Below are 25,127 nucleotides of genomic sequence, written 5' to 3'. Positions count from 1 at the left end.
GCTTTGCCGACGGCCGCGCCTGCAGAAAAGGAGATGCCATGAACAGTGTGGAACAGATTGCCACGGACAAAGCCCCCGGCGCCGTGGGGCCGTATTCGCAGGCCCTGGCCGTGGGCGGCCTGGTCTTTACTTCCGGGCAGTTGCCCATCAATCCCGAAACCAAGGCCATGCCGCAGGACGTGGCGGCGCAGGCGGCGGCCTCGCTTAAAAACGTGCAGGCTGTGCTGGAGGCCGCCGGTTCCTCCATGGGCAAGGTGCTGAAGACCACTGTCTACCTGACGGATATCAATGACTTTGCGGCCATCAACGAAGTGTACGCCACGTTTTTCAAGCCGCCCTTCCCGGCGCGCAGTTGTTTTGCCGTGAAAAGCCTGCCCCTGAACGCCAAAATCGAAATTGAGGCCGTGGCCGCCCGATAACGGTTTTTAGCCCTGTTATCATGCCTGGCGGCGACGTAACCGTGCCGTCGCGGGCAATCTTCCATGCCCCCTTTGCCGTGTGCGGCAAAGGGGGCATAAGTTTTGGGGGGTGGCAACAACCATAGCGTGCGGCACGCCGACAGCCGGCTTTCGCAACCGGCAGCAGGTTCAGGCCAGCTTGGGCAGGGTATTGGCCCCGTGGGGCAGCAGGGTGGCGCGCAGCCGGCCGTTGCCGTTGTTCAGTCTGCGGGCCAGGGCCAGGGCTTCGTCCAGGGTGCGGGTCACATGGATGCCGGTTTTGGCGAAAGCCTCCTCCGGCATGGCGCAGACCAGGATAAGGTGATATTTCTCCGCCGATTCGGCAAACAGAAAGCCCACATAGCTGCCAATGGAAAAATGGGCGCGCAGGTCTTTTTCACGCGCCTCCATGCTGGCGAAGTCGCGGATCTGGTGCTCTGTGTCCTTGCTGCCGAAGCCCTCGGTGCAGGCTGAAAGCAAAATGATGGTGCCGCCTTCTTCCACCACCGCCAGGGCGTTGGCCAGGGTTTTGATGGTCTGGTAGAAATTGATGTCCTTGGGCGCGCCGCCCGCGCTGGCAATGACCAGAGGGGTGCGTCCGGCCACGGGCACGCCGTCAATGGCGTCCACCAGGGCGCAGGCCTCGCGGTGGGCCTTGACCATATCGCCGGCCACGGCCTTGATGATGTTGTACTGCTCGTCCACCACCACATTGAGCAGAAAACTGGGACGGCCCAGCAGGGCGGCTTCTTCCAGATCGGTGTGGAAGACGTTGTCCCGCGTCAGATTGGCGCTGCGCACGGCTGGGTTGCTGCCGCTGCCGAAGCCCTTGTTCAGGGCCAGGTTGTGGTGGCGCTGGATGGTTTCATAGCTGGCGATGCCGGGCAGCATGTATTTGGGGCCGCCGCCGTAGCCCGCCAGAAAATGGTAGACCACCCCGCCCGTGAGCACGATGTGGTCGCTTTCCATGGCCAGGCGGTTGAACCAGACTTCAGTGCCGTGGGAGGTCACGCCGGCCTTGACCATGTTTTTGCTGTCTGTGCAGACGTGGTCCACTACCGGGATGCGTTTGTAAATATCTTCGGAAACAATGGCCATGTGCTCTTCGCGGGTCATGGACCGGTGGGAGCCCGTGGCCGTGAGGATGCGGATGTGGGCGTCGGGCACGCCGCAGGCGTTGAGGCGCTCCACCACGGCCGGGATGTAGACGTGGGGCGACTGCCACAGGCGCGTGGCGTCCGGAGCCACAATGCAGACAGTCTGGCCGGGTTTGACGATCTCCTCCAGACGGGGGGAGCCAATGGGGTGGTCCAGGGCGTAGTCCACATGTTCGCGGGCCGTGCGCTGCGGCAGGGACACGGTATTGGATTCCAGTTCGCAGGCAATGCAGTCTTCGTCAAGGTTGACGGAAAATTCCTGCTCTCCGTACTTCATCAGATGCTTGGCCATGGTTTTGTGCCCCTCGGGTTTTGGGTTTTGCGCACGGACGTGCCGTGCAGTGCCGCCCGGACAAACGGGGGGGGCCGGGCTGTCGGCCGCGCGCCTGCGCGAACCGGCGTCTTTTTTATGCTTCTTTGGCGGCATTGTGAACACGCGTCAGCAGGCCGCGCCTCTGGAGCATTTCAAGTGTTAAATGCTCTAGAGCAGCGCGCTCAGCAAGGTCATGTACAGCGGGATGGTGACCACGGAAAGGAGGGTGGAAAGGGTCACAGCCAGCGCGCCGAAGCGGGAATCCGTATGGTAGTGGGCGCTGAGAATAGCCGCCTGCATCATAACCGGCAAAGAGGACTGGACCACAAAAACTTTGCCCATCAGGGACGGCACGGGGAAAAAGTGCAGAAAAGCCAGCATGATCAGCGGCCCGCCCACCAGACGTCCCAGCAGCACCACCACCAGGTCGCGTTCCAGACGCAGGCCCCGCAGGCCGATGTCAAAAATGCTGATACCGATAAAAATAAGGGCCAGCGGCGTGGTCAGGCCGCCCAGGTAGCGGGCCGCGTCCTGCACGGATGTGGGCAGGGTTACCCCGCAGAGGGTCAGGGCCACGCCCAGCAGAAATCCCAGCAAAGGCGGCGAAAAAATCTGCAGCAGCAACGTGCGCGCCGAAAGGGGCCCCTTGCTGTTTTCCTGGTCGTGCACCACGGCGTACTGCCCAATGGTCCAGAAAAAAACCGTGCCCGCGCAATAATACACCAGCGCGTAGGGCAGGGCTTCTTCGCCAAACAGGGCCAGATTGACGGGAATGCCCACAAACACCGTATTGGGGTTGGAAATGCTGGCGCAGAACAGGCCGAAATGCTTGTGCGGCACCCGCAGCAGCCGGCCCAGAGCGCAGGCCAGCACAAAGGTGACGGCAATGGAAGCCAGCGGCAGCAGCGCGCCCCGCGCCAGCCCCGGCAGCGCCTCCCGCTGGAAGGAATGCATGATGGTGTACATGAGAAAGGGCGGCAGGGCCACGCAGGTCACCAGGCGGGGCAGCAGGATGCGCGTTTCTGCGCCGAACCAGCCCCTGGCCGCCAGCACATAGCCCACCAGGCCCATGATGATGAGCCCGAAAACGCCGCTCAGCGCGTGCAGAAAAACCATGAGGCCCCCAAGGCTGTCGTCCGGATGGGGCGGGGTGGCGGCGTAAGGCGCTTCGCAGGGGAAGGGATTTTTTGTGCACAAAAGGTTCCCTTCCTCCGCACCCCCATCCTTCCAACAGTGTACCTTTCCTGGAAAACGCGGCGGTCATCCCCCCCAGAGACGGACCGCCCCCGCGGCGCGACCTGTCGCTTTTGCCGCCGCAGCGGCAACTTTGTGACCGGGGGCCGCGCAACCGCCTTGTGGGCCCCCGGCCGGAGCGACGTCAGATTTCCTTGTAGCGCCCGCCGTTGGCTGCGGAACTCACCAGGGCGGCGTAGCGCCGCAGCACGGGGTAGGGGCTGTCCTTTTTGTGCGGCGTAAAGGCGGCCCGGCGCTGCTCCAGCTCTGCAGGGCTGACCAGCAGGTCCAGCTTGCGGTTGGGAATATCGATATGGATCATATCCCCTTCCCGCACCAGGGCGATGACGCCGCCGTCCGCCGCTTCGGGCGAGATGTGGCCGATGGCCGCGCCGTTGGTGCCGCCGGAAAAGCGTCCGTCCGTGAGCAGGGCCACGTCCTTGCCCAGGCCCATGCCGGTGATGGCCGCCGTGGGCGAGAGCATCTCGCGCATGCCCGGTCCGCCGCGCGGGCCTTCGTAGCGAATGACCACCGCGTCCCCGGCCTTGATTTTGCCGTCCAGGATGGCGCGCATGGCGTCTTCTTCATTTTCAAACACGCGGGCGCGCACGTCGCGGCACATCATTTCCGGGGCCACGGCGGACTGTTTGACCACGGCCCCCTCCGGAGCCAGGCTGCCGCGCAGAATGGCTATGCCGCCCTGTTTGGAATAGGGGTTGTCCACGCTGTGGATTACTTCTGGATCCAGTACGCGGGCTTTGAGGTCCGTGAGGTTTTCGCCCACGGTCTTGCCGGTGACGGTCAGGCAGTCTTTATGGATCAGGCCCAGCTTGTCCAGCTCGGTCATGACGGCCGGGATGCCGCCGGCATTGTCCAGATCTACCATAAAATACTTGCCCGCCGGGGAGAGCTTGCAGAGGTTGGGGCTTTTGCGGCTGACGGCGTCAAAAATTTCCAGGCCCAGGTTGAGGCCGGCTTCGCCGAACACGGCGGGCAGGTGCAGCACCGTGTTGGTGGAACAGCCCAGGGCCATGTCCACGGCCACGGCATTGGCCACGGCGTCGGGGGTGACGATGTCGCGCGGGCGGATGTTGCGCTCCAGCATGTCCATAACGCGCATGCCCGCAGTCTTGGCCAGGCGGACGCGCGCGCCGCTCACCGCCGGGATGGTGCCGTTGCCGGGCAGGGCCACGCCGATGGTTTCGGCCAGGCAGTTCATGGAATTGGCCGTGAACATGCCCGCGCAGGCCCCGCAGCCGGGACAGGCGCGCTCGGTAAGGCGCTCCAGGTCGTCTTCGGTCATGGCGCCGCTGCGCACCTTACCCACGGCCTCAAACACGGTGATCAGGTCGCCGCGCTGGTGCGGGCCGATATTGCCGGGCAGCATGGGCCCGCCGGAAACCAGCACCGAGGGGATGTTCAGGCGCATCATGGCCATGAGCATGCCGGGCACGCATTTATCACAGTTGGGGATGAAGACCAGGGCGTCAAAGGCGTGGGCGCGGGCCATGATCTCAATGGAATCGGCAATGAATTCGCGCGACGGCAGAGAAAAGCGCATGCCCTCGTGGTTCATGGCCAGGCCGTCGCAGACGGCAATGGCCGGAAACTGCAGGGGCGTGCCCCCGGCCATGCGTACCCCGGCCTTGACCGCGTCGGCCAGAGTATTGAGGTGCATGTGCCCCGGCACCACTTCGTTGGCGGCGTTGACCACGCCCACCAGGGGGCGGTCCATTTCTTCTCTGGTCAGGCCCAGAGCGTAAAGCAGAGAGCGGTGGGGGGCCTTCTCCAGGCCGGACTTCATCTTTTTACTGCGCGCTGTAGCATCCATGACGGCATCCTTGTGGTAAAGAACAAAAAATCCCCGGCACAATGGCGCACAAGGGCAAGCTCTTTGTTTACGCCAAAAGTCCACCTCCGTAAACATAGCCCCCGCCGTTCTCCGCGCGCCGCGGCCCGCTGCTGCGGCCCTTTGTCCCACCGCAACCGTTGATGCCGCGCCGCTCCTGTGCACGTTGCGCTCCGCTACTGTGGCCCGGTTCGCGGCCGGTTCTGCGGCAGGCTTGCCCTGCCGATTTTGCACGGCCCTTGGCGCACAAGGCTTTCTGAGGGTCAGGGGCAAGGCGGGATATGTCGAGGCGCCGCGCCTGCGCGTGCCGGATGCCGCGTTGCGCAAGACCTGGAAGCAAGCGCCCCGGCAGCGCGTCCGGCCTGCAGCAAGACGGGCGCCGTGCTGCGGCAATTTCTACGGGACGTCCTTCAGCTAAAAGATTTTTCAGAAAAACGTGAAAAATTGCTTGCCAAACCCCTGGGCTTAACGTAGAAGATTTTTCGCGCCGAAGTGGTGGAATTGGTAGACACGCTAGGTTCAGGGTCTAGTCCTGGCAACGGGGTGGGAGTTCGAGTCTCCCCTTCGGCACCATGAGAAAAACAACGGGTTAGCAAAGGTTCATTCCTTCGCTGGCCCGTTTTGTTTTTGCACTATCTCAAATTGGCCCCACCATAGCCCCACCTTTCGGGGTGCCCTCTTTGCTATTCCTTTTTGGGTTGTATCTGTATGGGCGGCCGCTATGTCGGACTACACCAAAGACGGGGGCAAGCGCTCTTATTGGGTTTTCCTTCAGCCTGTTTTTTTGAGCCGATACCCAATAGAAGGCAGGACCCGGAAAGTCTGCTTCTGCCTTTGTGGCGCGTGGAGGAGAAGCGTGGGATTGCCTCGTACTGTTCTTGCCACATCATAGGTGCAGTGTTTTTTGCAGCACCTGTGCTGTTGTTTCCGCAGCCCTTGCCCAAGAGAAAGTGTGGGCGTGCGCGCGTCCTGCTGCGGCGTGTTGGCGTCGTTCCTGTGGGGGAAGGGCGAGCACTTGCAGCATGGCCTGAGCAAGTTGCCCTTCACTGTCCGGAGAAAAATACTGGGCGTGTGTGCCACAGACCTCCCGCACCGGGGGAATGTCCGAGGCGACCACAGGGACGCCGGTGGCCAGAGCTTCCAGTGGCGGTAAGCCAAATCCTTCATAGCGTGAGGGGAAAACCAGGGCCGTTGCGCCGCGCATCAGGTGCACTAGTTCGGTCTGTTCTAGCGCTCCGGTGAAGTGGATGCGGCCTGGGCAGATGGCCGCCAAGGCTTCCGTAGACGTTTCTGCGCTCCGAAAGCCCGTATATGCGCCCGCCAGCACAAGGTTAGCCGTACATTGGCCTGCTATCCCGGCAAAAGTATGACACAGCAGGCGAATATTCTTGTGGGGCTTGACATTTCCCACAGCCAGAAAATACGGCGGTTGCGTCGGGGCGTCCACCAGGGGGCATTCCAACCAGCTTGCGTCCACCCCGTTGGGGGTAACGGTTGCGCCGCCCCGTGGGCGGCCTACCAGTCGTAAAAATTCCTGCCGGGAAAATTCTGAAACAAAAAGGAGTTCTGCCGCCTTATGGCGTACAGCCTGAAACATGAGGCGGGCATACATTTTTTGTATGCCGGTAAATAACCCCGGCAGGGCCAGGTGGGTCACATCATGGACTGTCACCACCAAAGGGATGCCCGCCAGCACAGGGATCGGATAGTGCGGCAGCCACAGGGCGTCGCAGCCGCGCAGCAGGGGCAGCATGCGATATTGCTCTGTAATGCTGTAGATGAGAGCGTCAAAAGAAACAGGCTCCCAGGAAACGCCATCTGGCACAGGGAATGCGCCGTCATACCCCAGCAGGCGAAACCGCACGGCATCCGCCAGCAGCGCCATGCAACGGGGTGCGACGTTGCGCAGGTACACCCCGATGCCCGACATGCGGGCCATGCGACAGTCAATGGCCAGGGTTCTCATGCAGATCTCATAGGGTAGGGAAAAGGTGTACGGGCTTGCCCATGTGTCCGCGCAGACCGTCCCATGCGGCCCGGAAGATCAGGGGAATGCGGTTGGCCTGGCCCCGCCGGATGCGATTAAGCATAACGCCCAAATAGCTCGCCGCCACCACGGGCAATGCCCAGGGATAGTGCTTGCGCATCATGTACACGCGGTTGCGCAAGGCAAGGTAGTCAACCCAGGCCGGGCGGTTGAAGGCGCGCTCTCCAACGGCGCTCTCTGCGCCGGTGCTTCCGCCTTCCTTATGATATACGATGCTGTCGGGTGCCCAGGCCAAAACAAAGCCCGCGTTACGCGCCCGAATGCAGAGTTCTGTTTCCTCAAGGTAAAGGAAAAAATCCTCTCTAATCAGGCCAATTTTAGCTACGATCTCTTTTGGCAACAAAACAGACGCACCGACAATGTCCCCAAGTTGGGCCTCAACCGTTCCGGGGTCAACGCGGTCAATATTTTTTAGTGAACTCCCACCGCATATGGGACGGGAAGTTCCAAGCCATCTGTTAAAACTGCAACCAGCGGCGCATTGCACGGTTACTCGGTCATAAGCAAAAACCAGGGTTGATCCAACGATGGCAGGTTCCGTAAATTTGTTGGCGCGTGCGCACAAAGCATTAAGGGCCTTCGTATCAGGAAGGGTATCGTTATTGAGAATCCAGAAGGCATTGCATGTGCTGTTGCGCATGGCAAGCTGTATGCCGCCATTATTTCCCCCGCCATAGCCGAAATTTTCGGGCAATGCCAAAAAGACAGAAGCACATTCCAATCGTATCGAGGGATCTGAAACAACAACGGGCTCGGCCCAGCTCCGCCAACTTTCAAGAATTTTTTGGCGTGAATTATCGCTGGAATTGTTATCAACAACAATGACCATAGCCGGAGGGCATTCAAGCCTGTAAACATGGCGCAGACACTCAATGGTATCTGATGAACCATTATAGTTGAGAATAATGACAGCCGTACTCGATGGCTGAACAGGCACGGTTACGCCCTCCCAAACAGGCGCTTAACCTTTTGCCGTAAAAACCATTCCAGCCGAAAGAGGTGTGAAAACAGTTTCCAAGAAAACAGGCATTCTCTTTGGGATTTTTCAACGCGAAAATTTGCCCCATAACACATAAAATCGATGATATGATCATGAAAAAGATCAGGCCGTGCGGCATACATGGCAGCAACTTTTTCGCATTCCGTTGGCGCGCCGGCTCGTAGCGCACTCATAGAGAAGGGTTTGATGCGATAATAGATGAGTATTTCGGGCAAAATTTCAACATCCCCGCCATCTTTCAACATATCCAGCCAAAAAACCATATCTTCTTTACCCAGGATCAGGCTTTCTTCATACCCGCCAATACGGGCCCAGTCCTTTCGGCGAAAAAGGCTTGCTGATAATACCTTATGCTCTTCCAGAACAAGGTTGGCATATGAGTAGGGTTTCTGAGTCCACTCGTGATGGCGCAGTCCAAAGAAACGAACGCGCGCGGTGCATACAAGAACATCGGGTTTGCGGTCAAGCACTGCAACTGATTTTTCAACATAGGTCGGGTCTACTTTGTCATCGGCATCCAATGGCAAAATGTATTTTCCGCTCGCAGCCTCAATGGCGGTATTACGCGCTGCCGAAAGCCCTTTTTTCCCTGGTGCGGTATTTATCACGGTGATGCCTTCAGCCGCGAATTTTTCAAGCAATGAGTTCGTCAGAGGGTCAGTGGAGTAGTCATTGACAATGATTATTTCAATGTCGGGATACGACTGGGCGCGAGCGGATGCGACAGCTTCTGGCAAATATTTTCCATCATTATAACAGGGAATGATGATCGAAACTAGATCAGCCATATCTACCTTAACCTCTCCCGGAGTTTAAACAGGATGAAAGAAAAAAAGCCTGCACGAACTGCAGAAAATTGACGTTGAATATCCTTCACATCAAAATACGGGGCAAAGTCCAGAGTTGTATCAAATTGTGCGAAGAGGGTTTCAAAAAAGTTCAGAATTTTTTTTCGTTCTACCCTGCCAAATTGACGAAAAAAAGCCAGAGATAAAAATTGATGCGCAACAAGGTACGCATAAAGCGCGGCTTGTTTATGCCATCCGCGTTGATTGAAAATATCTATAACAAGAGAAATATGCGTAAGATAATCAGAAACTTTTCTTCCGCTTGTTGCTTTTATGTACTCCGGGGCGCGGTAAAGGTAAACGATGTCGGGGATCACCATGATTTTCTTTGCCATGCATAGCGCGTGGGTCATGAAAACAGGATCCTGCCCGCGGAGCAGGTTGGGAAACTGTATATTATGGGACTGTAAAAATTCTCTTCTAAAAAGGGCTCTTGGAAAACAATACGGGATCCACAAGGGGGGGTACGCGTCTGGCAAAACAGTTTGGGCCGACCCAATCTGCATGGCAGCCAGCATGGGCGGATGAGGCTTAAAATAACGTAGTTGTGAATCCATATAGGCAATATTTGCTACACAGATGTCAGCTTGAGCGGATATGACCGAGGCATAAAGGGTTGCCAGCGCCTGTTCTGGGAATGCATCGTCTGCGTCGCAGAATGCTATAAAAGAAGATTTGGCCTGGGTCATGCCCAGATTGCGCGCGATACCGGCACCAAGATTTTCGGGGCTTTTAAAAATGCGCACGCGAACATCTTTTTTTGCGTATTCTTCCAATATGTTCAGAGAACTATCAGAAGAGCAATCGTCAATGCAAAGAACTTCAAAGTCTACGTGGGTCTGTCTTAAAATGCTGCCAAGACAGGTTCGCAACGTGCTGGCTGCATTGTATACGGCGATAATAACGCTTACTTGTGGCGCCACTTGCAAAGTACCTTTTTAATTTTTTCAAATATGATGCCATTGTAACATACCGGAGTGAAAAAATGCTGAAGCACCATTGCCCGCCAAGAATATTCCTTATTAGGAGCTATTGCATCTTTTGCGGTTAACCAGCAACCTTTAAGGTACATATAAAAAAGTTTCATCAGCGCATGCCGATGCTGTTGCGGCGCTACCTGTTCCAAGCCACGTCCACGGGCAAATGCAGACTTTATCTGCCAAAAGAAGCTATATTTATATGGTAAAACACAATGGTCTATTTTCATGGCAGGCACATACCCTAATCTGAAGCCTGCTGCCTTCATGCGATCGAACATTAAAGTTTCTTCGCCATAAGCGCATTTTTTACCGGTCATGCCGATATCAACGGGAAAGCAGCCAACAGTTTGGGCTGCGCTGAGTTTAAATGCGCAGTTTCCGCCAGGTATATGATTGGCGTCGCTTAAAGGCCCATAAGATTGTGCTGCTTCATACGTGCCGAAATCTTTGGGAAACCATTTGGGCGGAGCGCCGAAAAAGTGCCACGCATAATAAGGGCCGCCAAAAGCGTCAAAATCATCGTTTTTGATAGTCTCAAGGACAGTTGCAAGCCAGTCTGGATGCGCTTTGGCGTCACTGTCAAGACAAGCGACCCAATCGGTTGTAACTTTTTTTAGTGCGGCATTTCTGGCGTTGCCAGCTCCCCGTTTTTTTTCAATGATAAACTTTAGCTGTGGCCAGTCGTGAGAAAAATCTTTCACCAATGCTTGAGTGGCGTCATTTGAGTCATTATCAACAACAATAATATTAAAAAAGCATGTCGGGAGCGTTTGTGCTTGAAGGGATCGCAAACACTCCCCTAGAATATAAGCTCTATTGTAGGTACAAATAACGATTGTAACCAGGGGTAGAGGTGATCTAATTTCTTCGCGCATCAGAGCCTCGTGCTATTGATTCAATCATCCGTTTGCCCAATATGCCAACTCGCAAAACAAAAAACAGGAAAAAAGCGAAAAAGTTTTTTCTGTTAACACCGCAAATATGCAAAACCCGGCGGGACACTTCATCTTTTAAAGTTTTTTTATTGTACTTGCCTTTGGAAATTGCCGTGCTGTAAAACTTTTTAAGCCATGCGAGACACTGCCACAAGTGAATGGTTGTCAGCCCTTTTTCGTATGCGGCCAAAGCCCTGTGAGCAGCAAATTCTTGGTTCGTTGGCTTTAATCCGATGCTATGGAGCAAATTTAGCCTGACCCTGTCGGCAGCATCGCGCTGGCGTTGTTTGTATTCACTCCGCCCTTTCCCTTCATTAATTCTATAGCGAAGTAGAGGGGCGGGCAAGTTTGCGAATAGTATTTCTTTTCTTTGAGCCACGCGGCTCCACAAATCATAATCTTCAGCGGGCAGCATGCTGGAAAAATACGGCGAATCTAGGCCATTAAAAATACTTTTACGCATAATTACTGTTGGGTGGTACAGGCATGATTCAAAAAAAAGCATGGCTCTGATTGAATCGTTATCCAGCGGCGGCAGCCAAACAGTGCTTGGTGAATCGTAGACACTCAGCGCGGTGCCACAGACCGAAACATTTGGGTTGGCCTGCATGAAGGCAACCTGTTTTTCCAGGCGGCCAGGCAGGCTGACATCGTCTGCATCCATCCTTGCTATCAACTCTCCTGATGCCAAAGAAATTCCTTTATTCAAAGAGGCTGCAAGGCGCAAGTTGACAGCGTTTGTAACAATCTTGATACGAGAGTCTTCCCGTTCGTACCTTTTTAATATTTCTGCTGTAGAGTCTGTAGAAGCATCATCAATAATAATAAATTCAAAATTTTTATATGATTGGCAAAGAATACTGTCTATGGCCTCTGCTAAAAACCGCTCGCCATTATAAACAGAAAGAAGAACAGTTACATGAGGAGGCGTCAAAATTTTATCCACGCTTCTGGTGCAGGGTTATTGTCCGGTTTTTCTATATACCATTTCCTCGGGGCGCAGGTTATCCCCCCTTTTCTCGCCAACCATGCCCCCCACCAGGAAAAGCTGGAGTTGGCTATAATGTGGTGACGGCACAAACTCATAAGATGCATGTCATGCCAGGGCTCATCCACATGTTCAGAAAAAGCAACGACCGTTGAGGGTAAGCTGCTGCAGTCAAAATGTTCTTTAACCCAATCCGGATCATCGCTGAACAGAAAAAGTTCAATGCTGTCAAATTTAGAGATAAGGTACTTCAACGCCGCACTATAATACTCTTGGGAGCAAATACCGTGAATTTTATTTGTGACAGGATTGGATACATAGTCTCCTCTGCGTACATGCACAGCTACGGAATTAGAGGAGGCGCAAATTCGCTTTGCCAAAGCAGCAGCCCTGATTTTGAGGTCGGAAAATGTAAAGTCACGGCGGATCACGGCTTCAATCTGGCTGAAATATCTCTCGTTTTGCCAGTAACCTGAAAGAAATGTTGGCGACGTTAAAGCGTTGAAGCCTTGCCAATAAGATGTTTGTGGCTCGCAAACGTATGTAGCAGCATGCGGGCGAGGGTGTCGACGAATACGGCGCAACAAGCGAGAAAAATAAGATTCTCGACGCCATGTGAGTGGGGCGCATTCATCTGGAGTAGTAACGGCAGGGGTAAGGGAAAAGGCATCGTCCAATAGGTATTCGCGCGGCGTGCAGCCTTCGGCGATGTTTGTGAACCACGAGAGATCCAGCTTGAGATCTGCACGTAGGCGTAGTGCTAGAGCGCGACCGGCAGCATATTGGAACATCTGGTTGCCAAGGCCACCACAAATTGAAACAATTATCACGAGCAGCGTTCCCAGTTTTCCCAAACAAAGTCATATTGCCACTTCAGTCGATGGGTTTTAGACAGTTTTGCACGAATATTCGCAGCACGTGTTCGTGCATCGGGCAGTTTATCGTGAAATTGAACCTGTATATTTTTTATACGATAGATAAAGTCATGGTCACACAGGGCTGGCAGCAAATCATATTCTGCGCCTTCAATGTTCATCTTCACTAAATCTATTTCAGCGTGATTATATTCCGAAAAAAAATCAACAACACTTCTGAGTTGTATTTTTTCTGTGGGCAAGCCGCCATCAGAACATAATGAGGAGCCATCTCCTGCAACAGTGAGCAACGCTTCAGAAGTTTTACTCGCAAGGCCAAAAGGAAAAACGGTGATGTCGCTATTAAATGTGAAACGGCTTTTAATGTTATTATAAAATGATAGCATTGGTTCAAATACAAAAATTTTGCATCGATATTTACTGTAAATGTCACTTGCCCATTGCCCTTTATATCCACCAATATCATAAACTACTGAGTCAGGAATAAGGGGGTAGGTTAACCGTAATGTTGCGTCTCCATTTGCCTGATGCCATTGCAACAGCGCTGGGTTGTCCGCTTGTTCAATGGCTTTGGCGCAACGCAGTGAGAGATGCGATATTTTTCTTAGCCCTTTACCGCAAAAGAATTGCAGTTTTTTTAGTGCGTTCATTCTTCCTCCACTGGAATATTATTGGAATAATTTTGTGTGTTGTCGTCTCCAAGCATTAAGGGGGGAGACCATAGCTGAAATGTTTTGCATTTATACTTCGCTCTTTTAGTGAAGTCTTACATAGTTTAAAAAGCTTTTAGCAAGCCTAAAAAGAAGAGGATATTTGTTTTTCAGTTTTTCTTTTAGCTGACAGGTGATATTTTTTTTAGAAAAACTTGTGAATATTGGTTTTGGAAAATCTTCGATTTGATTTTCTTTAATAATATCTGTCAAATCCGTTACCATTTTATATTTTATATCGCCGTGCCACTCAAAGGCATTGAAAAATATCTCTCTATAAGTTTGGTATATCATATTATACAGATTTATATTATCTATTTTAATTGTATAAAATAGTTTTCTCCAAGCATGAACAAGTGGACTTTCTAGTAAAGCACTTACTCTTTCTTTGTCCAGAAATACAATTGTGTCTTTGTGAAGGGCCATTAGTGATCTATGTGCAGGAGCGTTACACATGTGTTCATAAATACCGTTCGGAAACTCAATAAATCCACGTGGCGCTACTCTCGTCAACTCACTAATAAAAGTTGGTATTTTATCCAGAGGAATATGCTCAAGTACATGAGAGCATATTACATAATCAAATGACTGGTCCTGGAATGGGAATTTGTCTCCTCTGTAGTATACTATTGGTTGTGTAAATTCTGGTTTGGGAATATTTCCTCTTTGCCTAAAGGCTTCTTCCTCAGAAAAAGCATAATCAAGCAAAACTGTTGCACGGGGATGTGGAAATCCGCCAGGACCGACCTCAAGAACCTTATGCGAAGGCTTAATCGAACATATTTTTTCAGGAAAAAACATTCTAAACCTCTTCGACACTCCATTTGAACAAGGGTGCCAAAAGACCTGGGCGAGTTATATTCCAATATGGAGAATCACTAATAAACCCTTTGATATGTAGCTGAATTGACGGAGACGAGACTCCTGGTTGGCATATCCAAAATTGACGATATACTGCGGCCAAAAGTTCTACGCGGTATGTGCCATTATTCAAAAAGTATTTGGGGATATTAACGTAAAATGCATACTCCCCCGTCTGAATCTGTGGCCAATCTGTTTGCGGGCCGTCATTATGACACGCCCAAAAAAGCGTCTCCCCATTTATTGAAGAAATAGCGATGCCTACTTGCAAGCCTATATTTGTTTTTTTTATTGAACCGGTTATTTTTATTATTTTTGAACCGTCCTGCTGTTCAATAGCTTCCATCTCCAAAGGCTTAAAAAAAACATTATCAAACTGAGCGTCAAGTCTTTTCCATACACTTACGTTTCTATCACTACCAAGATATACAGAAATATTTTTAGCAATATCTGTAGAATCGTTGGCTAAACTCCCGTGTTGCAACATGAGCGCTCTACTACATAACTGTTGAATTGCTCCCATATTATGGCTCACGAACAACACCGTCCGACCTTCCTTCCCTACCTCTTCCATTTTGCCGAGGCATTTCTTCTGAAATTCTGCATCTCCTACGGCCAGGACTTCGTCCACGATAAGAATTTCTGGCTCCAAATGCGCGGCTACGGCAAAGGCAAGGCGAACATACATGCCTGAGGAATAGCGTTTTACCGGCGTGTCCAGAAATTTTTCCACTCCTGCAAAATCTACGATCTCGTCAAATTTTCTCCGAACTTCGGCACGGCTCATGCCCAAAATTGCGCCATTGAGAAAAATGTTTTCCCGCCCCGTCAGTTCAGGGTGAAAGCCAGTACCAACTTCAAGCAGGCTGGCTACGCGCCCGCGCAAGGTAATGCGGCCCGTTGTCGGTTCGGTAATGCGTGAAAGCAGCTTGAGCAGAGTTGATTTACCCGCGCCGTTGCGTCCGATAATGCCAACACGGTCGCCGGGCATGACGTCAAAGCTGACGTCTTTAAGCGCCCAAAATTCTTCCTGGTTTTGACATCTGCGTTGTAATAGCCGCTGCGGCAGTTTGAAAAGTTCTTCACGCAACGACTTGTAGCGCGTTTGGCCTTCATGCCGGATGGTATAGCTTTTGCCAAGTCCTTCAACGGAGATAATGGGTTTCATATGCGTATCCTAAATTACGTCCGCGAAGGTGCGTTCTGTCTTGCGAAAAATTTTGATACCGAAAAACAAAAAAATAAGCGCGCAGACGATGCTTATGCATAATGCTCGCTGCGGAAATTCGATTGAACCCAGCACCGCCCAACGAAAGCCGTCAATAACGCCAACCATAGGGTTACATTCGTAGAGCAGCCGCCATTTTTCCGGCACAATGCCGGATGAAAAGCCCACGGGCGAAAGGTACAGGCCAAACTGGGTAATGAAGGGAACAATAATGCGAAAATCGCGGTACGTCACATTGAGCGCGCAGAGGATCAGCCCTGGCCCCAGGGACACAAGGGCAGCCAAAAATGTCAGCGGCACAACAGCAAAAAACTGTATGGGCGGCAGATACTGATACCACAGCATCATGGTGCACAACAGCACAAAAGAAATAGCAAAGTCTACTACAGCCACGCCAATGGTGGCAGTAGGGACGATAATTCTGGGAAAATACACCTTTGAAACAAGGTTGCTGTTAGCAACAAGACTATTGGCCGTGGCTGCAATGGCTGTGGAAAATAGCTGCCACGGCAGCATGGCCACAAAAACCATCAGGGGGTAGGGCGTATTGCCTTCTGATGGCAGCTTAGCCACTTTGGCAAATACAAAGGTAAAGGCCGCCATAGTCAGCAGAGGGCGAAACACAGCCCACAAGACGCCTACAACCGTCTGCTTGTACTGCACGGCCACATCGCGCCACGTCAGAATGAGAAAAAGCTCACGGTAGCGCCACAGGTCTTTCCAGTACTGGCGTTCGGCGCGACCAGCTTCAATAACAAGCTCGTGTGACATGAATGCTAATAGCCCCGTGTATGTTGATTTTGCAGAAAATCGTTATAAGCATCGGTCAGCCCTTCTTCCAGCCCCACGCGGGGCCGCCAGCCCATGGCGAAGAGCTTGCCGCTGTCCATGAGTTTGCGCGGCGTGCCGTCGGGCTTTTCGGGGTCCGTGGCAATGTTGCCGTCAAAGCCCACCACGCGGGCCACGCGCCGGGCCAGATCCAGAATGGTGCATTCCTGCTGGCAGCCCACGTTCATGTGTTCAAAGTCAGAATAGTTCTCGAGCAGAAACACGCAGGCCTCGGCCATATCATCCACATACAGAAATTCGCGCAACGGCGTGCCCGTGCCCCAGATGGTCACCTGGGCCGCGCCGGAGACTTTGGCCTCGTGAAATCGGCGGATAAGCGCCGGGACCACATGGCTGTTTTGCGGATGGTAGTTGTCGCCGGGGCCGTACAGATTGGTGGGCATGGCGCTGATGGCGTCAAAGCCGTACTGTTTGCGGTAGGCCTGACACATCTTGATGCCGGATATTTTGGCCAGGGCATAGGCGTCGTTGGTGGGCTCCAGAGGGCCGGTGAGCAGATATTCTTCCTTGATGGGCTGCGGGCAGAGCTTGGGATAGATGCACGATGAACCGAGAAACAGCAGCTTTTTGCAGCCGTTGCGCCAGGCGCTGTGGATGACGTTGTTCTGGATCTGCAGATTCTGGTAAATGAATTCCGCCGGATAGGTGGCATTGGCCTGGATGCCCCCCACCTTGGCGGCCGCCAGAATGACCACGTCGGGCCTGTGCTGCGCAAAAAAGGCCGCCACCGCCGCCTGATCGCAGAGGTCCAGCTCCGCATGACTGCGGGTCAGCAGGCGCGCGTAGCCCGCGCGGTTCAGGGCGCGGCACAAGGCGCTGCCCACCAGACCGCGGTGCCCGGCCACATAGACAAGAGCGTTTTTGTCCACCGTGCTACTCATTGTGGCTGAACGTCTTGAAGCCCGCCACCTGGCACAGGGCGTCGCGCATGCTCAGACCCAGGTCTTCGCGGGCCATCTCCGCCACCATGACTTCAAACGTGGTTTTGGGCTCCCAGCCCAGCTTCTGCTTGGCCTTGGCCGGGTCGCCCAGCAGGGTTTCCACCTCCGTGGGCCGGAAATAGCGCGGATCCACCCGCACAATGACGTCGCCGGGCTTGAGGCGGCATTCCAGCCCCTGCCGGTTGCCGGCGGCCCGGCGCAGGCGGTCCGGATCCACGGCGGCCACAGTGCCTGTTTCGTCCACGCCCTCGCCCTGCCAGGTAAGGGTCAGGCCCATTTCCGCTGCCGCGGCATTGACAAAATCCCGCACGGAAAATTGCCGCCCTGTGGCGATCACAAAATCATCAGGCTTTTCCTGCTGCAGCATGAGCCACTGCATCTCCACATAATCGCGGGCGTGGCCCCAGTCGCGCTTGGCGTTGAGGTTGCCCAGATAGCAGCAGTCCTGCAGGCCCAGCACCATACGGGAAAGCGCGCGAGTGATCTTGCGGGTCACAAAGGTTTCGCCGCGGACGGGCGATTCGTGGTTGAACAGAATGCCATTGCAGGCATACATGCCGTAAGCCTCTCGGTAATTGACCGTGATCCAGTAGGCATAAAGTTTGGCGCAGGCGTAGGGCGAGCGGGGATAAAAGGGCGTCTTTTCCGTTTGCGGCACTTCCTGCACCAGGCCGAACAGTTCGGAAGTGGAGGCCTGGTAAAAACGGGTGGTGCCCGTGAGCCCGGCAATGCGGATGGCCTCAAGCAGGCGCAGCGTGCCCAGGGCGTCCACGTCCGCCGTGTATTCCGGCGATTCAAAGGAGACCTGCACATGGCTCTGGGCGGCCAGATTGTAGACTTCGTCGGGGCGCACCTCCTGCATCAGGCGCACAAGATTGCTGGAATCGCTCAGGTCGCCGTAGTGCAGGATAAAGTGCCGCGCACTGGCGTGCGGATCCTGATACAGATGGTCGATGCGGTCCGTATTGAACAGTGATGCGCGACGTTTGATGCCGTGCACCTCATAGCCCTTACGCAGCAGAAATTCCGCGAGATAGGCCCCGTCCTGGCCGGTGATGCCGGTAATGAGCGCTTTTTTCATGATGCCGGGCAGCTATCCTTTGCAGCGGGCGCACTGGCCCGCGTCTGGAAGTCCGTTTGTTTCAGAATCGCAGCAAAATATCCTGTTTCTGTGCCCTTGTCCACCGCGTTGCCGGCGGGGATTATGTGTTTAGCTATGCACGATCTCCCCGGCCGTAGACGTCGGCAAAGCGCACGATGTCGTCCTCGCCCAGATAGGAGCCGGACTGGATTTCAATAAGCACCAGAGGGATGACGCCGGGGTTCTTCAGCCGGTGCCGTGTCCCGACAGGAATATATGTTGACTGGTTTTCAGTGTACAGTCGGGTCACATCGCCGTTGGTGACCTCGGCCGTGCCGCTCACCACCACCCAGTGCTCGGCGCGGTGGTGGTGCATCTGCAGGGAGAGTTCCCCGCCGGGTGAGACGATGATGCGTTTGACCTGAAAGCGTCCGTCCAGAACAAGCGTTTCGTAGCTGCCCCAGGGCCGGTAGACCTGTGGGTGCTGACGGCATTCGGGACGGCCGGCGCGTTGCAGGCGGTTCACGATTTTTTTGACGTCCTGGGCCTGTTCCCGCGGGGCCACCAGCACGGCGTCCCGCGTTTCCACCACCACCAGGTCGCGCACGCCCATGACGGCCAGCAGCCGGTGGGTGGCGTTGCAGTAGCAGTGGGCGGCCCCTTCCAGCAGCACGTCCCCGCTGCAGACATTGCCTTCCGTATCCGCCTGCCCAGCCTGATAAAAGGCTTCCCAGGAGCCCAGGTCGCTCCAGCTCGTGACCAGCGGCACGACGGCGGCCAGGGCAGTGTGCTCCATGACGGTGTAATCTATGGAATCGGCGGGCGCGGCCAGAAAAGCGTCTTTGTCCGGCCGGTGGAACACGCCGTCGTCCTTGTGTCCTTCCCAGGCGGCGCGGCAAGCGGCGGCCATGCCCGGGGCGCAGCGTTTCAGCTCGCACAGATACACGGAAGCCCGCAGCAAAAACATGCCGCTGTTCCACAAAAAGCCGCCCTGGGCCAGCATGGCTTCTGCGTTGGCCTGGTCGGGCTTTTCCACAAAGCGGGCCACGGCAAAACCGTCCTCGCCCAGGGGCGCGCCCTGTTCGATATAGCCGAAGCCCGTTTCCGCAGCCGTGGGTGCGATGCCGAAAGTGACGATATGCCCCTGGTCCGCCAGGCGAACGGCGCGCTCCACGCCCGCCGCAAAGGCGTCCACGTCCGCGATGGCGTGGTCCGAGGGCAGCACCAGCATGCAGGGGTCCGCGCCGTCGGCCGCCAGGGCCAGCGCGGCCAGGGCAATGGCCGGCGCCGTGTTGCGCGGGGCGGGCTCCAGCAGCACCGTGCCGCTGATTCCGCATTGGTAGAGCGCCGCATTCACATAAAAGCGGTGCGCCTCATTGCAGACGATGACGGGGGCCGCATTGGGGGCCACGGCGGCGGCACGGGCTACGGTGTCTTTGAACAGGGTACGCCCTGCGCCCAGATCCACAAACTGCTTGGGGTAGGTTTCGCGGGAAAGGGGCCAAAGCCGCGTGCCGCTGCCGCCGCACAGAATAACGGGAACTATGTCCGACATGAGTTTCTCACCAATAAGATAGATGCTGCCAAAAGTCTGTCTAAGGGGTATTTATCGGGATGCAGACGCAAGATACACCATTCCCGGGCGCGGAACAAGGTTGTGCCGCAGCCGGTTGCAGCTGACGAAGCCGCCGGATTTTGGGAGGGCCTTCCGCAGCGGCGGCCCCTGTTGGGCCTGAAGCACTGCAACTTTGCGAATATCCATTTGCAAAGATGTTACTGCGCGCACTTCAGTGTTTACCAGCCAAAGACCTTACTGGCGCCTGCGCGGCGGGCGTCTGCCCACACAGCCGCCAGAGCAATTTTACCGTTGCAGCGTCCTATCCCCGCAGGGAGAGCAGGCCATCCAGGATGGTCCAGGGATTGGGCGGGCAGCCCGGAATGAACAGGTCCACGGGCAGGAGATTGCTGACTCCTTTGTTGCACTGGGGCGCGTGGCGGAACAGGCCGCCGGAAATGGCGCACGCGCCCACGGCCAGCACCAGGCGCGGTTCCGGCAGGGCGGCGTAGGTGTCCAGCAGGGCCAGGCGCATGTTTTCCGTAACCGGGCCCGTGACGGCCAGGCCGTCCGCGTGGCGCGGGGAGGCCACAAAATCAATGCCGAAGCGGCCCAGATCGTAGACCAGGGTGGTGAGCACGTTGCAGTCCGCCTCACAGGCGTTGCAGCCCCCGGCGCTGACCTGCCGTAGTTTGAGCGACCGGCGGAAGAGGGCAAACTTTTCTCGCGCGGCCGGCGGCGCATTGTGGGCCGCCTCCTGTTTCGCAGCGGCAACGCCGGGCCGCACCAGCAGGCCCTCGCGGGTGAATGAGGCTAGGCGGTGTTCGCCCGTAAACGCAATGGCTCCCTTGGGGCAGGCGTCGCGGCAGGCCCCGCAGAAGGTGCAGCGGCCCATGTCCAGCGTGGGGGCGCCGTCCTCGGCCCCCAGGGTGGGCAGCAGCGCGCCCGTGGGGCAGATATCCAGGCAGACTCGGCAAGGGCCGCAGTCCACCGGCGTAAGCACGGGCCGCCCCAGAAAGCGGGGCGAAAGCGCGGGCTGACGCCGGGGGTAGTCCAGCGTGCGGTATTTCTGGTGCAGACGTTCCCTGATGATGCGCAGCATGGCAAGGCCTCACAAATCGTGGCCGCAGTAAGAAAGGTTGAAGCTCTTGTTGCAGAGCGGAAAGTCGGAGATCTGGTTGCCGCGCAGGGCTACGGCCAGGCCCGGCCAGTTGCGGAACGAAGGGTCCACGACCTTGTAGACCCGCAGTCCGCCGTCCGGACCGGTGACGGCCAAGTGGCAGATTTCGCCGCGCCAGCCTTCTACCTGGGCCACGGCCAGGGTGTCGGGCGGCAGGGGGGCCAGGGGCTCCGTTGCGGGGGCGGCGGCGCAGCCCGGCATGTTCGCCAAGGCGGAGAGGTCCAGCTCCAGCAGCCGCAGGGAGTCGTCCAGCTCCGCGCTGCGGACCAGGGTGCGGGCCAGCACGTCGCCGCCTTGCGCCACGCGCGGGGCGCAGCCCGCGGTGGGCAGGTCCGCCAGGGGGAAGTGGAAGCGCGCGTCCAGCGCCAGTCCGCAGGCCCGCGCCGCCGGGCCGGTCAGGCCCAGTTCCCGCGCTGTGGCCGTTGTGAGCGCGCCCGTGCCGGTGAGGCGATCCAGCACGCTCTGGCTGTGCAGCATGACGTCCACGGCCCCGCGCGCGTCGCGTCCTGCCTCGCGTACGCGGGCCAGCAGGTCGGCGCACTGCTCCGGGTCAAGGTCGTGGCCCGAGCCGCCGGGCCGCAGCAGGCCCCGGCCAAAGCGGTTGCCGCAGAGGCTGGCCGTAAGGTTGAGAAAATCGCCGCGGATGCGGCCATTCCAGGAGGACGTGGGCAGAAAGCCCGTATCGCCGGCAATGGCCCCCAGGTCACCCACATGGTTGGCGAGCCGTTCCAGTTCCAGCCCTATGCGCCGCAGGCGCTGGGCGCGCGGGGCCGCTACGCTGCCCGCCAGGCGTTCCAGCAGCACGCAGTGGGCCGTGGCGTGCCCCACGCTGGTGTCTCCTGCCGCGCACTCCAGCAGCGGCAGACGGCAGTGCGGCGGCCCCTCCAGCACGAGACGCTCCAGGCCCCGGTGTTGGTAGCCCAAGGCGATTTCCAGATGCAGCACGTTTTCGCCGTAACACTGAAAACGGAAGTGCCCTGGCTCGATGACCCCGGCGTGCACCGGCCCCACGGCCACCTCATGGATTTCTTCGCCCTTCACCCGAAAAAAGGGATAAGGGGCTGCAGCGGGCGTGGCCTGCGCCGCACAGGGGCCGCCTTCCCTCTGGGTGCGGGCTGCGGCTTCCGCCGCGTCGGGGATGCGGCGCACGGGCTTGAGCCAGGGGTGCCCCAGGGGCTCCACGCCCCACTGTTCCCAGATTTCGCGCTCAAAGAGCTGGGCTTGCGGACAGACGGACGCGAGGGAAGGAAAACTGCGCAGGGGCGGGGTGCGCAGGGCCTCCAGATAGTGTGAACTGTCCTGCGCCAGTACACAGCACAGGGTGACTTCTTCGGGTTTGTCCCTGGGGGCGTCCGCATCCGGCAGGCCGCACAGGACCAGCAGCCGCCAGCCTTCGGCCAGACGACGACGCACAGTATCGCCCAGCTCCTCTACGGAAACCGGCGGCATGCCTTTCAGGGGCACGGTATCGCGGTAGTCAAACAACATTTATTTTCTCACTTGGGCAGATTACCGTTGAGAATATGCCTTCTCAATGTTTACGGCACGCTCGTTCCGGCGCTTACCCGCACAAATACATAGCGGTACTGTCTTTATCCGTAGCTGGCGCTGCTGTCTGTGCCCGCAACTTCCTTCGTCGTGATGGGTCAAGCTCCTTCGCCGCAACGGCTGCAACTGCGCCTGCGCCCTTATCCGCCGATGAGCGCGGCGGCTCGGGTCAGAAAATTCCACAGCCCGTTGGGAATCCACAGGCCCAGGGTCAGCACGGCCAGCCCCAGCGCCAGAGGCGGCAGCACGCTGCAGGGCGCTTCCCGGCGCAGGGCGGGCATATCTGTGGGCCGGTTGCCCTGCACCATGCGCAGCACAGAAACGGAAAGCCCCACAAAAATGACGGCCAGCAAGATCAGATAGGCGGCGGCCAGCCAGGGTTGCTCCGCAGCCAGCATGCCCTTGAAGATGAGCAACTCGCTGACGAACAGCCCAAAGGGCGGCGAACCGGCTACGGCCAGGAAACCTGCGGTCCACAGTGCGGCGGTGACGGGCATGGTCCAGCGCATGCCGCGCACGTCGTAGCTGGAATAGGTGTGGTAGCGGGCCAGAATGTTGCCGGAAAGCAAAAAGAGCATGCACTTGACCAGAGAATGGCAGACCGCATGCAGCATGGCTCCGGAAACGGCCAGTCCCCCCACGCCCACGCCCAGGGCCAGAATGCCCATGTGCTCCACGCTGGAATAGGCCAGCATGCGTTTGTAGTGCCCCTGGCCTACAATAAAGATGGCGGCCGTGGCCAGCGAAAGCAGGCCCAGGACCGTGAGCATGCCGCTGGAAATCCCGCCCAGACCGGCGGCCAGCATGATCTGGTGGCCGCGCAGCATGCCCAGCATGGCGCAGTTGAGCAGCGCTCCGGAAAGCAGGGCGGAAACCAACGAGGGGGCCTGACTGTGCGCGTCGGGCAGCCAGTTGTGCAGGGGGGCAAGGCCCATTTTGGCCCCATAGCCCACCAGCAAAAAGACAAAGGCCGCCTTGAGCCAGGTGGGCTCCGCCAGGGCGGCGTTGCGCACAAACCAGCCCACCTGGTCCATGCCCTCGGCGCCCTGCGTCGTGCCCTGCGCGCCGTGAAAAGCCACGGCCAGCAGGATGTTGCCCAGCAGGGCCAGGGCAATGCCCACGGAGCAGATGATCAGGTACTTCCAGGTGGCTTCCAGCGAGCTTTTATGCCGGTGGAAATAGATCAGCGGCGCGCTGGAAAGGGTGGTGGCCTCAATGCCCACCCACTGCGCGCCCATGTGCGGCGTGACGGTCACCAAGGTCATGGCCGCCAGAAAAAAACACAGACAGGCGGTAAAGCGGCGTTCGGGCGCATTGGTAAAGTGACCGTGGTCCAGGATGTTGGTGTGTTCGCCGATGCGTTCTTCGTCGCGCAGATAGTGCACGGCGTAGACTGACGCCGCCAGAAACAGCAGACTGGCCAGGCTCAGGAACAGCGTGCCCAGCGGATCCGGGGCCAGCAGGCCGCCCAGGGCCGTGGGCTTTTCGCCCCGCGCCACGGCCGCAGCCACGGAGCCGGTCAGCACGGTGTGGCCCAGGGCCGTAAGGGGCAGGCCCAGACGGCAGACAACGGCGCGGCCCCAGAGCAGCATGAGGCAGCCCATGACCAGGGGGAGAAAAAGCAGTGCCGTCAGCATGGGCGCGTCCCGCAGAAGCAAAGGTGGGCCCCGTGGGGGGCGTGTGGTCTGTTCATGCCGTATGCCTTGCGCGTGCGGCGCCGGATCCGGAACGCTGCGCGCTTGAAATGATCAATAAAGGTGTCGGTTGCCCGGAGGCCAGCCCCCGCTGCCCGTTCTTTTGCTGCAGCCAACGCTCGCCGCCGGTCTGCCGCAGGGCAAACTTTCAGGGGCTGCCCCCTTCCGGCAAGGGCCACGCGCGCGCGGCGGCTAGTCCCGCAGACTGCGGAAGCCCGCCACGTCGATGGAGGCGAAGGAATCGCTGATGTGGTTGATGGCTATGCCCATGACAAACACGGCCACAAACACGTCCAGCAGCAGGGCCAGTTCAAACCACACCGTGCCCGCGGTCATGAGGGGCACGCCCAGCAAAAAAATGCCGTTTTCCGCCACCAGATAGCCAATAACCTGGGTAATGGCTTTGATGCGGCCCACAATAAGGATGAGCCCGCAGAACACTGTGGTCAGGCCGGCCGGCAGGAGCATGGGCGGAAACAGGCCCTGCGGCATGACAAGTTTGCCGTCCAGCCAGATGGCAAAGGCCAGCCCGGCCATGCCCGCCAGTACGCAGAGGCCCACGCGGCGGGCCGGACAAATCAGCGCGGCGGCGGGCAGGCGGCTTTGGGTGCGCCAGAGCAGGCCGGGCAGCAGCGCGCCCTTGATGAGCAGCACGGCCCCGGCCAGCAGGCTGTGGTCCAGACTCAGCAACAGGGCGGCCAGCAACAGTCCCTGCAGGGCCGTCAGGCGCGTCATGCCCGCCACGCGCCGCGTGCCCAGCATGAGAAAGTTGCTGAGCACCAATAGAAAAAGGCAGGATTGCAGCAGCGTGTCCATGT

At 57.1% G+C, this 25,127-nt stretch carries 22 protein-coding genes and 1 tRNA gene; 2 read left to right on the top strand and 21 right to left on the bottom strand.

The features are described 5' to 3' along the window. The first annotated feature begins 38 nt into the window (after window positions 1–38). Window positions 39–419, top strand: coding sequence for a RidA family protein (locus EB812_RS08800; RefSeq protein WP_118230137.1), 381 nt, complete (start codon window positions 39–41; stop codon window positions 417–419). Window positions 420–587: 168 nt separating this feature from the next. Here the strand turns inward: EB812_RS08800 and EB812_RS08795 are convergent, their stop codons facing one another. From EB812_RS08795 to ilvD, 3 genes are all read right to left on the bottom strand, one after another. After that, complete coding sequence (locus tag EB812_RS08795) at window positions 588–1,886, bottom strand: lactate racemase domain-containing protein (RefSeq protein ID WP_130958110.1); 1,299 nt, start codon at window positions 1,884–1,886, stop codon at window positions 588–590. A gap of 189 nt (window positions 1,887–2,075) precedes the next feature. Continuing rightward, on the bottom strand, window positions 2,076–3,104 hold the full coding sequence (locus EB812_RS08790) for an AEC family transporter (RefSeq protein ID WP_242621254.1): 1,029 nt from the start codon (window positions 3,102–3,104) through the stop codon (window positions 2,076–2,078). 181 nt (window positions 3,105–3,285) lie between these two features. Then, window positions 3,286–4,971, bottom strand: a complete 1,686-nt coding sequence (gene ilvD, locus EB812_RS08785) for a dihydroxy-acid dehydratase (protein WP_118230140.1) — start codon at window positions 4,969–4,971, stop codon at window positions 3,286–3,288. A gap of 504 nt (window positions 4,972–5,475) precedes the next feature. Here ilvD and EB812_RS08780 point away from each other — a divergent pair. Further along, window positions 5,476–5,562, top strand: a tRNA-Leu gene (locus EB812_RS08780). Window positions 5,563–5,875: 313 nt separating this feature from the next. Here the strand turns inward: EB812_RS08780 and EB812_RS08775 are convergent. The 18 genes from EB812_RS08775 to EB812_RS08690 all read right to left on the bottom strand — a co-directional run bounded on the left by EB812_RS08775 (window position 5,876) and on the right by EB812_RS08690 (window position 25,125). Beyond that, window positions 5,876–6,955, bottom strand: coding sequence for a glycosyltransferase family 4 protein (locus EB812_RS08775; RefSeq protein ID WP_130958109.1), 1,080 nt, complete (start codon window positions 6,953–6,955; stop codon window positions 5,876–5,878). Window positions 6,956–6,962: 7 nt separating this feature from the next. Further along, the gene (locus EB812_RS08770) at window positions 6,963–7,973 is read right to left on the bottom strand and encodes a glycosyltransferase family 2 protein (protein ID WP_130958108.1); all 1,011 of its coding nucleotides are present in this window, start codon (window positions 7,971–7,973) and stop codon (window positions 6,963–6,965) included. A 2-nt stretch (window positions 7,974–7,975) separates the two neighbouring features. After that, a complete protein-coding gene (locus EB812_RS08765) occupies window positions 7,976–8,824 on the bottom strand; it encodes a glycosyltransferase family 2 protein (RefSeq protein WP_130958107.1) in 849 nt (282 codons plus the stop codon). Between the two features lie 2 nt (window positions 8,825–8,826). After that, window positions 8,827–9,807 (bottom strand): glycosyltransferase family 2 protein, encoded by a 981-nt coding sequence (locus tag EB812_RS08760; protein ID WP_165450930.1) that lies wholly within the window; start codon window positions 9,805–9,807, stop codon window positions 8,827–8,829. Further along, complete coding sequence (locus EB812_RS08755) at window positions 9,792–10,739, bottom strand: glycosyltransferase family 2 protein (protein ID WP_130958105.1); 948 nt, start codon at window positions 10,737–10,739, stop codon at window positions 9,792–9,794. The genes EB812_RS08760 and EB812_RS08755 overlap by 16 nt, the downstream gene beginning before the upstream one ends. Continuing rightward, window positions 10,723–11,745 carry a glycosyltransferase family 2 protein gene (locus EB812_RS08750; protein WP_130958104.1) on the bottom strand — a complete coding sequence of 341 codons (1,023 nt, stop codon included), beginning with the start codon at window positions 11,743–11,745 and terminating at the stop codon, window positions 10,723–10,725. Before EB812_RS08750 ends, EB812_RS08755 begins: the two co-directional genes overlap by 17 nt. Next, the gene (locus EB812_RS08745; protein ID WP_130958103.1) at window positions 11,730–12,641 is read right to left on the bottom strand and encodes an alpha-1,2-fucosyltransferase; all 912 of its coding nucleotides are present in this window, start codon (window positions 12,639–12,641) and stop codon (window positions 11,730–11,732) included. The genes EB812_RS08750 and EB812_RS08745 overlap by 16 nt, the downstream gene beginning before the upstream one ends. Beyond that, a complete protein-coding gene (locus EB812_RS08740) occupies window positions 12,614–13,312 on the bottom strand; it encodes an FkbM family methyltransferase (RefSeq protein ID WP_130958102.1) in 699 nt (232 codons plus the stop codon). The genes EB812_RS08745 and EB812_RS08740 overlap by 28 nt, the downstream gene beginning before the upstream one ends. A 105-nt stretch (window positions 13,313–13,417) precedes the next feature. After that, the gene (locus EB812_RS08735; protein WP_130958101.1) at window positions 13,418–14,173 is read right to left on the bottom strand and encodes a class I SAM-dependent methyltransferase; all 756 of its coding nucleotides are present in this window, start codon (window positions 14,171–14,173) and stop codon (window positions 13,418–13,420) included. 1 nt (window position 14,174) lies between these two features. Beyond that, a complete protein-coding gene (locus tag EB812_RS08730; protein WP_130958100.1) occupies window positions 14,175–15,401 on the bottom strand; it encodes an ABC transporter ATP-binding protein in 1,227 nt (408 codons plus the stop codon). A gap of 9 nt (window positions 15,402–15,410) precedes the next feature. Beyond that, the gene (locus EB812_RS08725) at window positions 15,411–16,232 is read right to left on the bottom strand and encodes an ABC transporter permease (RefSeq protein WP_130958099.1); all 822 of its coding nucleotides are present in this window, start codon (window positions 16,230–16,232) and stop codon (window positions 15,411–15,413) included. 5 nt (window positions 16,233–16,237) lie between these two features. Next, window positions 16,238–17,179: a GDP-L-fucose synthase gene (fcl, locus tag EB812_RS08720; protein WP_130958098.1), complete on the bottom strand. Its 942-nt coding sequence runs from the start codon at window positions 17,177–17,179 to the stop codon at window positions 16,238–16,240. Window positions 17,180–17,183: 4 nt separating this feature from the next. Then, window positions 17,184–18,332: a GDP-mannose 4,6-dehydratase gene (gene gmd / locus EB812_RS08715; protein ID WP_130958097.1), complete on the bottom strand. Its 1,149-nt coding sequence runs from the start codon at window positions 18,330–18,332 to the stop codon at window positions 17,184–17,186. Window positions 18,333–18,465: 133 nt separating this feature from the next. Then, a complete protein-coding gene (locus tag EB812_RS08710; RefSeq protein WP_130958096.1) occupies window positions 18,466–19,887 on the bottom strand; it encodes a mannose-1-phosphate guanylyltransferase/mannose-6-phosphate isomerase in 1,422 nt (473 codons plus the stop codon). Between the two features lie 322 nt (window positions 19,888–20,209). Continuing rightward, complete coding sequence (locus tag EB812_RS08705) at window positions 20,210–20,989, bottom strand: NADH-quinone oxidoreductase subunit B family protein (RefSeq protein WP_130958095.1); 780 nt, start codon at window positions 20,987–20,989, stop codon at window positions 20,210–20,212. A gap of 9 nt (window positions 20,990–20,998) precedes the next feature. Continuing rightward, a complete protein-coding gene (locus EB812_RS08700) occupies window positions 20,999–22,555 on the bottom strand; it encodes a hydrogenase large subunit (protein WP_130958094.1) in 1,557 nt (518 codons plus the stop codon). Window positions 22,556–22,755: 200 nt separating this feature from the next. Then, window positions 22,756–24,252 (bottom strand): proton-conducting transporter transmembrane domain-containing protein, encoded by a 1,497-nt coding sequence (locus tag EB812_RS08695; RefSeq protein ID WP_130958093.1) that lies wholly within the window; start codon window positions 24,250–24,252, stop codon window positions 22,756–22,758. 249 nt (window positions 24,253–24,501) lie between these two features. Beyond that, window positions 24,502–25,125 (bottom strand): hydrogenase-4 component E, encoded by a 624-nt coding sequence (locus tag EB812_RS08690; protein WP_118230157.1) that lies wholly within the window; start codon window positions 25,123–25,125, stop codon window positions 24,502–24,504. Window positions 25,126–25,127: the final 2 nt, after the last annotated feature.

Origin of the sequence: Desulfovibrio legallii (assembly GCF_004309735.1) — a bacterium.
GTDB classification, from domain to species: Bacteria; Desulfobacterota; Desulfovibrionia; order Desulfovibrionales; family Desulfovibrionaceae; genus Desulfovibrio; species Desulfovibrio legallii.
The sequence above is the reverse complement of the archived record's forward strand: the minus strand, read 5'-3'. Positions and strand labels throughout refer to the sequence as shown.

Excerpts from the sequence above, each read along its gene's own strand:
- EB812_RS08800 (WP_118230137.1), top strand. The coding sequence starts at position 39 with ATGAACAGTGTGGAACAGATTGCCACGGACAAAGCCCCCGGCGCCGTG.
- EB812_RS08795 (WP_130958110.1), bottom strand. The coding sequence starts at position 1,886 with ATGGCCAAGCATCTGATGAAGTACGGAGAGCAGGAATTTTCCGTCAAC.
- ilvD (WP_118230140.1), bottom strand. The coding sequence starts at position 4,971 with ATGGATGCTACAGCGCGCAGTAAAAAGATGAAGTCCGGCCTGGAGAAG.
- EB812_RS08775 (WP_130958109.1), bottom strand. The coding sequence starts at position 6,955 with ATGAGAACCCTGGCCATTGACTGTCGCATGGCCCGCATGTCGGGCATC.
- EB812_RS08765 (WP_130958107.1), bottom strand. The coding sequence starts at position 8,824 with ATGGCTGATCTAGTTTCGATCATCATTCCCTGTTATAATGATGGAAAA.
- EB812_RS08755 (WP_130958105.1), bottom strand. The coding sequence starts at position 10,739 with ATGCGCGAAGAAATTAGATCACCTCTACCCCTGGTTACAATCGTTATT.
- EB812_RS08740 (WP_130958102.1), bottom strand. The coding sequence starts at position 13,312 with ATGAACGCACTAAAAAAACTGCAATTCTTTTGCGGTAAAGGGCTAAGA.
- EB812_RS08735 (WP_130958101.1), bottom strand. The coding sequence starts at position 14,173 with ATGTTTTTTCCTGAAAAAATATGTTCGATTAAGCCTTCGCATAAGGTT.
- EB812_RS08730 (WP_130958100.1), bottom strand. The coding sequence starts at position 15,401 with ATGAAACCCATTATCTCCGTTGAAGGACTTGGCAAAAGCTATACCATC.
- EB812_RS08725 (WP_130958099.1), bottom strand. The coding sequence starts at position 16,232 with ATGTCACACGAGCTTGTTATTGAAGCTGGTCGCGCCGAACGCCAGTAC.
- gmd (WP_130958097.1), bottom strand. The coding sequence starts at position 18,332 with ATGAAAAAAGCGCTCATTACCGGCATCACCGGCCAGGACGGGGCCTAT.
- EB812_RS08710 (WP_130958096.1), bottom strand. The coding sequence starts at position 19,887 with ATGTCGGACATAGTTCCCGTTATTCTGTGCGGCGGCAGCGGCACGCGG.
- EB812_RS08705 (WP_130958095.1), bottom strand. The coding sequence starts at position 20,989 with ATGCTGCGCATCATCAGGGAACGTCTGCACCAGAAATACCGCACGCTG.
- EB812_RS08700 (WP_130958094.1), bottom strand. The coding sequence starts at position 22,555 with ATGTTGTTTGACTACCGCGATACCGTGCCCCTGAAAGGCATGCCGCCG.
- EB812_RS08695 (WP_130958093.1), bottom strand. The coding sequence starts at position 24,252 with ATGCTGACGGCACTGCTTTTTCTCCCCCTGGTCATGGGCTGCCTCATG.
- EB812_RS08690 (WP_118230157.1), bottom strand. The coding sequence starts at position 25,125 with ATGGACACGCTGCTGCAATCCTGCCTTTTTCTATTGGTGCTCAGCAAC.